At 62.4% G+C, this 11956-nt stretch carries 12 protein-coding genes; 10 read left to right on the top strand and 2 right to left on the bottom strand.

The annotated features are described in order from the left end of the window. Positions 1-228 precede the first annotated feature (228 nt). The 5 genes from X760_RS59740 to X760_RS59720 all read left to right on the top strand — a co-directional run bounded on the left by X760_RS59740 (position 229) and on the right by X760_RS59720 (position 4199). Positions 229-1038 carry an NADH dehydrogenase gene (locus X760_RS59740; RefSeq protein ID WP_023720193.1) on the top strand — a complete coding sequence of 270 codons (810 nt, stop codon included), beginning with the start codon at positions 229-231 and terminating at the stop codon, positions 1036-1038. A 158-nt stretch (positions 1039-1196) separates the two neighbouring features. After that, positions 1197-2348, top strand: coding sequence for an aminodeoxychorismate synthase component I (locus tag X760_RS59735; RefSeq protein WP_031194349.1), 1152 nt, complete (start codon positions 1197-1199; stop codon positions 2346-2348). Then, positions 2297-2959: an aminotransferase class IV family protein gene (locus X760_RS59730; protein WP_031194348.1), complete on the top strand. Its 663-nt coding sequence runs from the start codon at positions 2297-2299 to the stop codon at positions 2957-2959. Before X760_RS59735 ends, X760_RS59730 begins: the two co-directional genes overlap by 52 nt. Positions 2960-2976: 17 nt before the next feature. Then, complete coding sequence (locus X760_RS59725) at positions 2977-3264, top strand: YciI family protein (RefSeq protein ID WP_023720190.1); 288 nt, start codon at positions 2977-2979, stop codon at positions 3262-3264. Beyond that, positions 3261-4199 carry a DUF3445 domain-containing protein gene (locus X760_RS59720; RefSeq protein WP_023720189.1) on the top strand — a complete coding sequence of 313 codons (939 nt, stop codon included), beginning with the start codon at positions 3261-3263 and terminating at the stop codon, positions 4197-4199. Before X760_RS59725 ends, X760_RS59720 begins: the two co-directional genes overlap by 4 nt. A 98-nt stretch (positions 4200-4297) precedes the next feature. Here the strand turns inward: X760_RS59720 and X760_RS59715 are convergent, their stop codons facing one another. Both X760_RS59715 and X760_RS59710 read right to left on the bottom strand, forming a co-directional pair. Beyond that, the gene (locus X760_RS59715) at positions 4298-4741 is read right to left on the bottom strand and encodes a DUF6640 family protein (RefSeq protein ID WP_031194347.1); all 444 of its coding nucleotides are present in this window, start codon (positions 4739-4741) and stop codon (positions 4298-4300) included. Positions 4742-4756: 15 nt separating this feature from the next. Then, positions 4757-5083, bottom strand: a complete 327-nt coding sequence (locus X760_RS59710; protein ID WP_156948115.1) for a hypothetical protein — start codon at positions 5081-5083, stop codon at positions 4757-4759. Positions 5084-5277: 194 nt separating this feature from the next. Here X760_RS59710 and X760_RS59705 point away from each other — a divergent pair, with 194 nt between their 5' ends. The 5 genes from X760_RS59705 to X760_RS59685 form a co-directional block, all read left to right on the top strand. Continuing rightward, positions 5278-6327, top strand: a complete 1050-nt coding sequence (locus X760_RS59705) for a LacI family DNA-binding transcriptional regulator (RefSeq protein ID WP_023720186.1) — start codon at positions 5278-5280, stop codon at positions 6325-6327. Between the two features lie 158 nt (positions 6328-6485). After that, complete coding sequence (locus X760_RS59700) at positions 6486-7724, top strand: hypothetical protein (RefSeq protein WP_156948113.1); 1239 nt, start codon at positions 6486-6488, stop codon at positions 7722-7724. A gap of 122 nt (positions 7725-7846) precedes the next feature. Beyond that, positions 7847-9292 (top strand): homospermidine synthase, encoded by a 1446-nt coding sequence (locus X760_RS59695; protein ID WP_023720184.1) that lies wholly within the window; start codon positions 7847-7849, stop codon positions 9290-9292. Between the two features lie 187 nt (positions 9293-9479). After that, complete coding sequence (locus X760_RS59690) at positions 9480-9854, top strand: hypothetical protein (protein WP_023720183.1); 375 nt, start codon at positions 9480-9482, stop codon at positions 9852-9854. A 303-nt stretch (positions 9855-10157) separates the two neighbouring features. Then, positions 10158-11956: bifunctional UDP-sugar hydrolase/5'-nucleotidase (locus X760_RS59685; RefSeq protein WP_023720181.1), on the top strand; the 1799-nt coding region annotated here is incomplete at its 3' end.

Raw genomic sequence — 11956 nt, 5'->3', positions numbered from 1 at the left:
CCGCCCTCAAGCTCAGCCGGGCACGAATGGATCCGGTCGGAAAGTCCCGACCGGTCATGGCGCGTCGGCGGATGCGACAACGGTTGTTGGCCAGGGGCAAACCGGTCGCCGACAGCTCGATCGAAGCCGGCTGTTCTGCAAATTGCGGAACCACCATCGAATGGTCCTTCGCCGAGGTCATGGCTCCACAGGCCAGGGCGGACGGATCGGACTGGAGAGAGAAAGACAATGGGCACTTTTTTCTACATGCTCCTGGCGTTCCTGGTAGGTGTGTTGGTTGGCTGGTTCATTTGGGGACGCCTGCGTGGCGAACTCGACAGTTTGCGCGGCGATCTCGACCGCACGCGCAGCGAACGTGACAGATTGCGGGCCGATAGCGACCGCCTGACCGGTGAGTTGGATGAATGCGGCCGCGCCCGCGCCGACCTCGAGCGGCGGCTGGGCGAGGCGCCGGCCGCCAAGGCGCCAACCGCGAAGGCGGCAACAGCCAAGGCGCCAGCCGCCAAGGCCGGCGCAACCAAGGCGGCGATGCAGGCACCGTCAACCCTGATGTCGACATCCGCGCCGGCCAAACCGGCGCCGAAGAAATCTGCAACGGCCAAGGCTGCGACCGCGCCACGCGCAAGTGCGGCGAAAACGGCGACGCCGAAGCCGGCTGCATCGAAAGCGAGCGCCGCACCCAAGACTGCGCCAGCGGCAAAAAAGACTGCGCCAGCGGCAAGCAAGGCTGCGCCGGCGGCAAAGAAAGCCGCGACCGGCAACGCAACGACCGCAGCGGCGGGCAAAGCCAACGATCTGCGTCGCCTGATCGGCATCGGCCCGACCAACGAGCGGCTGCTCAAAGGGCTTGGGGTCACGACCTATGCCCAGATCGCCGCCTGGACGCCCGACGATGTCAGGCGGATCGAGGCGACGTTGAATTTCGACGGCCGCATCGAACGTGAACGCTGGATCGAGCAGGCGAAACTGCTTGCCGCCGGCGACGAAAAGGAATTTGCGCGCCGCTTCCCGACCGCGGGGGAAGCCAGCAACACCTGATCCATCGCAAGGCGGCATTTGGAACAAGGCGGCGCTCTCGGGCGCCGCTTTTGTTTTTGCCCCGCCGCGCCTTTGCGTCTTGAGACGCCGTTCCCTCGATTGCGCACGGTCGAGCCCCCATATAGATCGATCGCTGGTGACCGCAGCATCCGAGCCTTATGTCCCTGCCCCTGCCCTTTGCAATTTTCCGGAACGACGAGACCGCGCGTCAGCTCGTTTTCGACCGGCCGGCCGAGATCATCTCGGCGCATGGCGAGGCGGACTTCCTGCCGGCGCTTGAAGCCGCGCAGGCTGCACATGATGGCGGCAAATGGCTGGCCGGCTATTTCTCCTACGAGGCCGGCTACCTGCTCGAGCCCAAGCTCGTTCCGCTGCTGCCAGCCGGCCGCCGCGCCCCGCTTTTCTGCCTCGGCGTGTTCGACCCGCCGGTCGAAGAGACGGTCGCGCCAGGCGATCTGCCGGCTAGCAACGGCCCAATCTTCGACCCCAAGGCAGCCTGGTCCTCGGACGACTACGCCAAACGCTTTGCCAGGCTGCATGACCACATCCGCAAGGGCGACTGCTACCAGGGCAATCTGACCTTTCCGGTCCACGCGCAATGGTCGGGCGATCCGCTGGACGCCTTCAACGCGCTGACCGAACGCCAGCCGGTGAAGTATGGGGCGCTGGTCGCGCTTGGCGATCCGATCGTCTTGTCGCGTTCGCCGGAACTGTTCTTCGAGGTCGACGCGGAAGGCATGATCGAGACGCATCCGATGAAAGGCACTGCGCCGCGCGGCGCCACCAAGGCGGAGGACGATCGCCTGAAAGCGTTCTTGCGCAACGACGAGAAGAACCAGGCCGAGAACCGGATGATCGTCGATCTCCTGCGCAACGACATCTCACTGATCAGCGAGGTTGGCACGCTCGATGTGCCGGAGCTTTTCCGCATCGAGAGCTACCCGACGGTCCACCAGATGGTGAGCCGCGTGCGGGCGAAACTTTTGCCCGGCCTCGCCATCCGCCAGATTTTCGCCGCGCTGTTCCCCTGCGGTTCGATCACCGGCGCGCCGAAGATCCGTGCCATGGAGATCCTGCGCGAGCTGGAAGGTGGCCCGCGCGATGTCTATTGCGGCGCCATAGGCTGGATCGCCCCCGGCGGCCGGATGCGCTTTTCGGTGGCGATCCGCACCATCTCGCTCTTTGCCAATGGCGAGGCAGTCTACAATGTCGGCGGTGGCGTCGTCTTCGATTCGACAGCCGAAGAGGAGTACCAGGAGTGTCTGCTGAAAGCCCGTTTCGCGACGGGAACACTGCCGATTTCGAACTGATCGAAACAATGCGCTGGGAACCCGGCTCGGGTTTCCTCCGTTTCGACCGCCATCTCGCGCGGCTTTACGGCTCGGCAGACGAACTCGGCTTCGGCTGCGACCCGCAACGGGTCGGTGAAGCGCTGATGAATGCGGTCGGCCGCCAGCACATTGCGTTGCGCACTCGCCTCGTCCTGTCGCGCAAGGGCGATGTAGCGGTTTCGGTGCAGCCCTACGCGCCGCTCGCCGCAGACAAGGTCTGGACCGTGCAGCTGGCGCGCGTGCGGCTTGATTCGAGCGATATGCTGCTGCGCCACAAGACCAGCCGCCGACAAATCTATACGCGCGCCCGCGCCGAATATCTCGCCGGCCGGGCCGACGAGGTGCTGCTCGCCAATGAGCGCGGCGAAATCTGCGAGGGCACGATCACCAATGTCTTTGCCGAATTCGGCGACGGCGTGCTGGCCACGCCGCGGCTCGATTGCGGCCTGCTGCCTGGCGTCCTGCGCGGCGAACTGCTGGATCAAGGCCGCGCCCGCGAAGCAATCTACACATGGAGCGAACTGAAATCGGCCAAGGCGCTGTTCGTCGGCAACTCGCTGCGCGGATTGATCCCGGCGCGGCTGGGCTGAAGCATCGGGAGACAACAATGTTCGTGGTTTCGCTGAAGTATACGGTGCCGCTGACCGAGATCGACAGCCTGCAGCAAGCGCATGTCGAGTGGCTGAAGGCCTGTTATGCGGAAGGCATTTTTGTCGCCTCCGGGCCGAAGCGGCCGAGGACCGGCGGCATCATCATCGCGCGCGGTCCACGCGACGTGCTCGATGCCAGACTGGCGGACGATCCCTTCGCCAAGGCAGGCGCCGCCGATTACGAAATCACCGAATTCACGGCGAGAATGGCCGCCGCCGCACTGGAAGCCTACAAAGAAGCATGAGTTTCCGCCCACCGACCCACACACCCTATGACGGCTCGTCGAAACTGTTCACCATCGGGCTGAAGCCGCTCAATCTAGATAGATGGATCGAGATCGACGAATATCTGCTGCCCTATCTTGCCGAGAAACGCCGGCTTTATGCCGAAATTCCAGACAACGTTTTTGTCGAGGAGCAAGCCACACGCGACACCCAACGCGAAGTGCTCGATCTGCTCGGTGCGCATCTGGCGGCGAACTTTCCTGGGACCCACAGGCGTACCGACAACGGGATCGTGGTGATCGGCGGCACCGACAGTCTTGTAGGCTCAGGCACCGCAGCTTCTTTCAGCGATGCGCCGCTTGTCGCGGCCTCGTTGCTCGTCCAGGAGGATTTGATCCTGATGCGCCGCGACGAGAGCGGCTGGCGTCTGGCGGCCGGCTCGCTCTGCTTCCCCTCGTCATGGTCGCTGACCGAAAAATTCGGCAAGCCGCTGCAGCAGATCCACGCGCCGGTACCGGGTTTCGGTCCAGGCACACGCCCGGCCGATCTCATCAACCGCATGTTCGACGGCCTCCAGGGCCAAGCCGTCGAGCGCTACAACTGGTCGATCCAGGCGGGCAACGCGCTCTACCATCCGCTCTCCAATGTCGAACGCATCGACCGCGCCAGCAGTCGCCCGTCGAGATTCCCGGACGGTGACATCGACGCCCATGCCTTTATCCGCGTCGAGCGGCAGACGCTGAGAAAGCTCCCCGTTTCGGGCGACGTACTCTTCACCATCCGCATCCATCTCGACCCGCTCGCCGTGCTGGAGCGCCACCGCGACCGTGCGGCGCTCGCAGCGTCCTTGGCCGAACAACTTCTGGCGCTGGACGAGGCCCAGCTCGACTACAAGGGGATGACCGCCGATCGTGACCGGCTGGTCGCGTGGCTTAGGGCGCTGGCGCTGTCCTAGAGCAGTTCATCGTTTCACGGAAACGCCGAACCGCTCCACCTCTTTGTTCTTGCGCAATTCCGGACGGAAAGCCGTCTCACACTTTTCCCGGAATTGCCCTAAATCGCAGCCAGGCCCAGCAGCAGGATCGCCGACATCGCGGTAAAGACGGTGACGTTGACATCCCACCGCCAGCCCGCCGGTCCAAACGGCGGCCGGAACGGCGGGTAGCCGTTCTCGTCATACAGCACGCCACCATAGATCGGCCGCGAGAGCATGGCCGCGAAGAATGCCCCATACATGGCCGCGGCCAATCCGCCGGCGAGATAGAGCCGCTCGGCTTCGAGTTGCCCCTTGATCCAGATGAGTCCGAGGGCAATCAGCGCCACCCCGGTATAGCTCAGCACCTGCCAGACGACGTGAAACCGGGCATGGGGAGTCCACAGTGGATTGGTGGCGTGGGTGGCGTTCAAGTCGGCTTTGATCGTCGCTACACCGTAACCCACGGTCGCGACGCTCAGCAGAATTCGAGCAAGCAGATGACTGTCATAAGCGAGTTCCATCGCATTTTCCTCCCCTCACGCCGGAACGGCTTGAATGGCGCCCTGAGCACAGAAGAGCTGCCCATCGGCCAGCCGCGCATAATTATGGACGATCCGGTTCTCGTGATCCTGCAACTGCACAATGAAGTTGCCGCTCTGCTCCGTCCAACTCGCGAGCACGAGATTCGGACGCACGCTGGTCAGGCCGACCTTGACCACCTCGTCGATTTCAGTGGTCCCGATCGACGCCTGGATATGCAATTCCTGCGGCGAAAGAAACGTCAGCCGCGGTACGAAGGGGCCGAAAACGCAGTCGAAAGTCTTGCCTACGAGCGAGGCTGGAAAAGCATCGGTTTCTGCCATCATCCTCTCCTGGGCATTGGCCGCTGCGACCATGCCATGTGACGATTCTCGGTGTCTCAGTCGCAGAAACACCCTCAGTATATGCTCTTGGAGCGCTCCAAGGAGCACGATCCCCCTATTTTGGTTTTGAGTCAATAAAATTCTTGGAGCGCTCCAAAAAATGGTCTACCTCAGGGAAAACGAGTGAATCGCCAATGCCCACCCTAGCCGATGTCGGCAAGGCTGCCGGAGTTTCCCGGGGGACTGTCTCCAACGTCTTCAACCGGCCGGAGCTGGTCAGGCCCGAATTGCGCGAGCGCGTCGAAGCGGCCGCGCGAGCGCTCGGGTTTGGCGGCCCCGATCCGAAAGGACGATTGCTGCGGGACGGCAAGTTCAATGCCATCGGGTTCATGCCGCCTGGCGCCTACGCCATCTCCGAAGTGATGAGAAGCCCATACGGCCGCGAGCTGGTGCTCGGCGTTTCGCTCGCCTGCGACGAGGCTGGAACGACGCTCAGCCTGGTAAACGGCACCGACAACACGCGCTTCGCCAGCATCCGCGATGCCCTGGTTGACGGCTTTATCCTTGGTCACAGCGCCGACATTGGTCTCATAATTTCTGTACAGAGACGGCGTCTGCCCTTCGTCATTCTCGAAAGCGACGCAGGTCCCGACATCAATTCGATAAAGATCGACGGCAGGAGTGGTGCGGTTGCTGCCGTCCGGCATTTGACCGGGCTGGGGCACCGGCATTTTGCCATCCTTTCGGTGCGCCGCACTCCCGGCCCGCCGATCGTCCACATGCCCGGACAGGCAACGCGCCCGCTTCTGGCCGGCTTCCCGCTCGACGATGAAAGGCTCGACGGTTTCAAACAGGGTTTGGCGGAGGCAAATTTGTCGATCGACGATGTCCCGATCATCGAGACAATCCCAGGCGAGCCATCTGCCGGATCAGTGGTGTTCGACAGGGCGCCTGAAGCAACCGCGATCCTGACCATGTCGGACTGGCAGGCGATCACGATACTCGACGAGGCGGTTCGTCGCGGCATAGACGTGCCGGGCCACGTGTCGGTCGTCGGCTTCGATGGCACCGCTGAATCCGCACGCACCACGCCTCCGATGACCACTGTCGCACAAGACGTGATCGGAAAAGGCCGGCTTGCCGCCCGAATGGTCCTTGACAATGAAGCCCCCCGCCAAGTCGTTCTGCCGGTAGAACTGGTGGTTCGAGCCTCCACAGCCGCGCCGAGGACAAAAACCCGCTGAAACGGGCGGATGCGCCATCCGCACCAGGGGCGGCGCTCGCCGCGTCTTTTCGCTGAGCAGCCTCAGGTGCGGGACGAGGCACAACTTGACTATAAGGGCCTGACAGCCGACCGTGACTGCTGGCGCAAGACAGCTGTAACTTGCGGCTTGGGGGAAAAATGATCCAGCATCTTAGCAGGCCGGTCACGTTAATGGCCGCGATCCTGGTACTGTCGACAGCAGCCGAGGCGGAGCCGGTGACTTATGCCGGCAAGCTTGGAAAGAGCGATATCGTCGTCGAATTCACCGGCGACCCCGCCGCGCCCGGCGGCCCGCTGGCCGGCCGCTATTTCTACCGCTCGAAGGGCGTCGACATCCCGCTGCAGGCCCGGTCTCAAAAGGGCAGCAAGTTCGAACTGGCCGAGGAGGAGGCATGCGGCGCCGACAATTGCGATGACGGAAAGGCTGCGCCGATTGCCGCCGTCTGGCGCCTGGCCTCATCCAATAACGGCAAAACCCTTGAAGGCAGCTGGAACGGAAAGAGCGCGCTGCCGCTCAGATTGGAACGGGTCGCAAGTCGGCAGGTGACCGAGAACGAGCCCAGCAGCCCGCTCGATCTCTACGATTTCAGCTTCATGAAGTTCTTCGGCAATGACACGCCGCTCACCATGGAAACGTCCCCTTATGACTATCTGCGGGTGGACACTCAGCTCGATAACGGCAAGACGACTGGTTGGCCGGACGCAACCTACCGCTATGTCGTCGACCCCCGCACCAAATTTGCCACGCCGCGCATTGTCGAACTGTCCGGCGACGTTCCAATCGAGGCCGCGAACGCTCTGCTGCAAGACAGGCACTGGCGCGCCAACATCGGCGCACTGGGCTGCGTGGCGGCGCAGTATGCCGGTTTCAACGAAGGCGGGCCGATTGACGGTGTGAACGGCGGCACACTCGGCGGCTATGAGGACAGCACATTCGAAGTGACCTCGCTGACTCCGCGGCTGATGAGCTGGCGGGAGTCCGGCAGCATCTTCTGCGGCGGAGCGCATCCGACCAACTATTCGGACGCCTACATCATGGATGTGCGGCGCGGCGTCCTGCTCGGCCTTCAGGACATTTTCTTGGATACGATAGATGGCAAGCCCGGTCCTTCCCTCGCCTCCTTCGTCAAGCAGCGGCGCAAGAAACCGAGCGATCAGACCGATATTGATCACGAAGCCGAATGCGGCATCGACGATCTGATCGACGAAAATTTGGCTGCCAGCCTCTGGCGCGAGGGCGACAAGCAGGTTCTGGTGTTCGGGCTCCAGACCCTGCCGCATGCCATCCAGGCCTGCGCCGACGATCTGCTGGAACTGCCGGTCTCCGAGGCACGTGCCCTCTTCAAGCCGGAGTTTGCAAGTCTGGTCGAGCCGTAGCCGGGATGGCGCGGCGTAACGCCGGCCGTCCGATTTTCGCTTTATTGTGACAATGATCTATGGTTTGTCGCGCCGCGGCCAAGCCGCTGTTCCGAAGCGTTTTTTGAGGGAGTAATCGATAAATGGTGAATGAAAACTGGCCCGTTTACGGTGAGATCACCGGCCCTGTGGTGATGATCGGCTTCGGCTCGATCGGACGGGGAACGCTGCCGCTGATCGAGCGCCATTTCAAATTCGACAAGTCGCGCATGACGGTCATCGACCCGCGCGACACCGACCGCAAATTGCTCGACGAGCGCGGCATCACCTTCATGCAGGACGCGGTGACCAAGAAGAACTACAAGAAGCTGCTGACACCGCTTTTGACCAATGGCGGCGGCCAGGGCTTTTGCGTCAACCTGTCGGTCGACACTTCCTCGCTCGAACTCATGAAGCTCTGCCGCAAGCTTGGCGTCCTCTATATCGACACGGTGGTCGAGCCCTGGCTCGGCTTTTATTTCGACGAAAAGGCCGACAATGCCTCACGCACCAACTATGCACTGCGCGAGACGGTGCGTACTGAAATCGCGAAGAACCCAGGCGGCACCACGGCGATCTCGTGCTGCGGCGCCAATCCGGGCATGGTCTCGTGGTTCGTCAAGCAGGCGCTGGTCAACCTCGCCACAGATCTTGGCCTCGATTTCTCGGAGCCCGCGCAGCACGATCGCGAAGGCTGGGCCAGGCTGATGAAGAAAGCCGGCGTCAAGGGCATCCATATCGCCGAGCGCGACACCCAGCGCACCAAGAAACCCAAGCCGATGAACGTGTTCTGGAACACCTGGTCGGTCGAAGGCTTCATTTCGGAAGGCCTGCAGCCGGCCGAGCTCGGTTGGGGCACGCATGAGACGTGGATGCCGAAGAACGCCAAAAAACACAAGAACGGCTCGAAGGCCGCGATCTTTCTGGAGCAGCCCGGCGCCAACACGCGCGTGCGCACATGGTGCCCGACGCCCGGTCAGCAATACGGCTTCCTGGTGACGCATAATGAGGCGATTTCAATTGCCGATTTCTTCACCTTGCGCGGCAAGAAGGGCAAGGTGCAGTACCGGCCGACCTGCCATTACGCCTATCATCCCTGCAACGACGCCGTGCTGTCACTGCACGAGATGTTCGGTGCCGCCGGCGAGGCTCAGCCCGTGCATCACGTGCTCGACGAAAACGAACTGGTCGATGGCATCGACGAACTCGGCGTGCTGCTCTACGGTCACGCCAAGAACGCCTACTGGTACGGCTCGCAGTTGTCGCTGGCCGAGGCGCGCAAGCTGGCGCCCTACCAGAACGCCACCGGCATGCAGGTCACGTCGGCGGTGCTGGCCGGCATGGTTTGGGCGCTGGAAAATCCCGAGGCCGGCATCGTCGAAGCCGACGAGATGGATTACAAGCGCTGCCTCGACGTGCAGAACCCATATCTCGGGCCGGTCAGGAGCTATTATACCGACTGGACACCGCTCGACAATCGACCTGGTCTGTTTTCCGAGGACCTCGACACCAAAGACCCGTGGCAATTCCGCAACATCCTCGTTCGATAGCAGCATTGCGTCGACACTCCGCCAGCTTGCAATCGCCCGGAAATCGGGCGATTGAAGAGGAGCGGCCTAGAGCGACGTGCGTCCATTTGGACGCACAAAGTACGCTCTAGCACTTTGAATGTGAGCATCGTGCTTTCCGAAAATCGGATCGATTTTCGGGCCGATGCGAGAGGAGAGGATTTTGAAGATGACGATCGCGCAAAGACTGCTTTCGGCTGGCATTGCCGCGGCCGCTACGGTCGCGTTGGCGGCCTGCACCACAACCGGCCCAGGCGAGCCGCCGGTGATCACGGCCAAAGGGGTTGAAGGCTCCTGGATCGACGCGCAGGGCACGGGCTTGTCCACCTTCAAGGGCGGCAGCTTCGCGACCGTCGCAACCGACACCGGCCAGAAGCTTGCCGATGGCAGCTACACCATGACCGGCGGCACCTCGGTCGAGATCCATGGCACTTCGCTGATCCGGCAGACGCCGATCAGCTTCAACTGCCTGATGGTCTCCACAAGCCAGCTCAATTGCACCAGCGCGAGCGGGCAGAATTTTGTGCTGACCAGGCGCACCTGAAATCCGATTCCGAATTGACTTTGCAAAAGGGCGGCGGCTTCAAGCCGCCGCTTTTTACGCCGGCAAAGCCTTTTTACGCCGGCAAAGCTGATGCCGATTTCCGCTTGCATCGACTGAAACGCGATGTGAACATGGCCCGAGAGGGCTGTTACATCCCAGTCAAACAAGAGCTTTAAACGCGTCTGCGCATGACCCCGAAAATCGGAGTCGATTTTCGGAAAGGATCATGCGCAAAATAAAATTGGTACTTTGCGCGTCCCAAATGACGCGCGGCGCTGTACTCAAGTTATCCGGGAGACGAGAATGAAGAAGATCGCTGCCATCGCCGCGCTGTCGGCATCGGCGCTTGGCCTGTCGGCAGGCGTATCCTTTGCCGACTACACGCTGAACATCCTGCACATCAACGACTGGCACAGCCGCATCGAGAGCAACAACAAGTATGAATCGACCTGCTCGGCCGAGGAGGAGACCAAGGGCGAATGCGTCGGCGGCGCCGGCCGCCTGGTCACCGCGATCGCGCAGGAGCGCAAGAAGCTGCAAGGCCAGAACGTGCTGCTGCTCAGCGCCGGCGACAATTTCCAGGGCTCGCTCTTCTACACGACCTACAAGGGCAAGACCGAAGGCGAATTCCTCAACCAGATGAAATTCGATGCCGAGGTGGTCGGCAACCATGAGTTCGACGATGGCGAGTCGGCGCTGGCGCCGTTCCTCGACATGATCCAGTTTCCGGTGCTCGGCGCCAATGTGAAGGCCAATGCGCAATCCAAGCTCGGCGACCGCGTCAAGCCGTCGATCGTGGTCGAGGTCGGCGGCCAGAAGATCGGCATCGTCGGCGCGGTCACCAACGACACGCCGGAGCTTGCCACGCCTGGCCCGAACATCGCCATCGAGGACGACGTCAAGTCGATCACCGCCGAGGTCGAGAAACTGAAGCGAGAGGGCGTCAACAAGATCATCGCGGTCACCCATATCGGCTACAAGCGAGAACGCGACGTGATCGCCAAGATCCCGGGCGTCGACGTGGTGGTCGGCGGCCACAGCCACTCGCTGCTGTCCAACACCGACCCCAAGGCGGAAGGCCCTTATCCGACGATGGTCGACAATCCGGACGGCTACAAAGTGCCGGTCGTGCAGGCGGCGTCCTATTCGAAATATCTCGGCGAGTTCAAGGTCGTCTTCGACGACAATGGCGTCGTCAAAGAGGCAAGCGGCGATCCCATTCATCTCGACAAATCGATCACGCCCGACCCCGCCGTGCTTGCCCGCATCAAGGAACTCGGCGCCCCGATCGAGGCTTTGAAGAACAAGGAAGTCGCCGAGACCACCAAGGCGATCGACGGCAGCCGCGAAAACTGCCGCGCCCGCGAATGCGAGATGGGCAATCTGGTCTCCGACGCCGTCCTCGACCGGGTCAAGGGCCAAGGTGTCGAGATCGTCATCTCGAATGGCGGCGGCTTGCGCGCCTCGATCGACCAAGGCACCGTCACCATGGGCGAGGTTCTCACTGTGCTGCCGTTTCAGAACACGCTGGCGACCTTCCAGATCACCGGCAAGGATCTGGTTGCCGGCCTGGAAAGCGGCCTCAGTCAGGTCGAGGACGGCGCCGGGCGCTTCCCGCAGGTTGCCGGCCTGAAATATGCGTTCGACAAATCGGCGCCGCCTAATGGACGCGTCAAATCGGTCGAGGTCATGGAAGGCGGCGCCTGGACGCCGATCAAACCGGACAAGGACTATCTGGTCGCCACCAACAACTATGTCCGCCAGGGCGGTGACGGCTACAAGGTATTCGCCGAGAAGGCCAAGAACGCCTATGATTACGGCCCGGGGCTGGAACAGGTCGTCGCCGATTACCTCGGCGCGCACCGGCCCTATACGCCGAAGCTCGACGGCCGCATCACCGAGATCGCCGCGACCGGAGCCCCGGCCGCGGAACCAGCCAACCCGGCCGAACCGCCAAAACCTGCTGAGGCAGCGCCGATAAAGCCTGCTGAGCCGGCAATGCCCGAAATGCCGGCCGGCTCCGGCGACATTTCCAAAACACCACCGGCCGTCCCGGCTGAAACCGCGCCGGCGGCCCCCGCACCCGCCGAGCCGGCCCAGCC

The sequence above is a fragment of the Mesorhizobium sp. LSHC420B00 genome, from assembly GCF_000503055.1.
Classification (GTDB): domain Bacteria; phylum Pseudomonadota; class Alphaproteobacteria; order Rhizobiales; family Rhizobiaceae; genus Mesorhizobium.
This window is presented reverse-complemented; position numbering and strand designations above follow the sequence as displayed.

Excerpts from the sequence above, each read along its gene's own strand:
- X760_RS59740 (WP_023720193.1), top strand. The coding sequence starts at position 229 with ATGGGCACTTTTTTCTACATGCTCCTGGCGTTCCTGGTAGGTGTGTTG.
- X760_RS59735 (WP_031194349.1), top strand. The coding sequence starts at position 1,197 with ATGTCCCTGCCCCTGCCCTTTGCAATTTTCCGGAACGACGAGACCGCG.
- X760_RS59725 (WP_023720190.1), top strand. The coding sequence starts at position 2,977 with ATGTTCGTGGTTTCGCTGAAGTATACGGTGCCGCTGACCGAGATCGAC.
- X760_RS59720 (WP_023720189.1), top strand. The coding sequence starts at position 3,261 with ATGAGTTTCCGCCCACCGACCCACACACCCTATGACGGCTCGTCGAAA.
- X760_RS59715 (WP_031194347.1), bottom strand. The coding sequence starts at position 4,741 with ATGGAACTCGCTTATGACAGTCATCTGCTTGCTCGAATTCTGCTGAGC.
- X760_RS59710 (WP_156948115.1), bottom strand. The coding sequence starts at position 5,083 with ATGGCAGAAACCGATGCTTTTCCAGCCTCGCTCGTAGGCAAGACTTTC.
- X760_RS59705 (WP_023720186.1), top strand. The coding sequence starts at position 5,278 with ATGCCCACCCTAGCCGATGTCGGCAAGGCTGCCGGAGTTTCCCGGGGG.
- X760_RS59700 (WP_156948113.1), top strand. The coding sequence starts at position 6,486 with ATGATCCAGCATCTTAGCAGGCCGGTCACGTTAATGGCCGCGATCCTG.
- X760_RS59695 (WP_023720184.1), top strand. The coding sequence starts at position 7,847 with ATGGTGAATGAAAACTGGCCCGTTTACGGTGAGATCACCGGCCCTGTG.
- X760_RS59690 (WP_023720183.1), top strand. The coding sequence starts at position 9,480 with ATGACGATCGCGCAAAGACTGCTTTCGGCTGGCATTGCCGCGGCCGCT.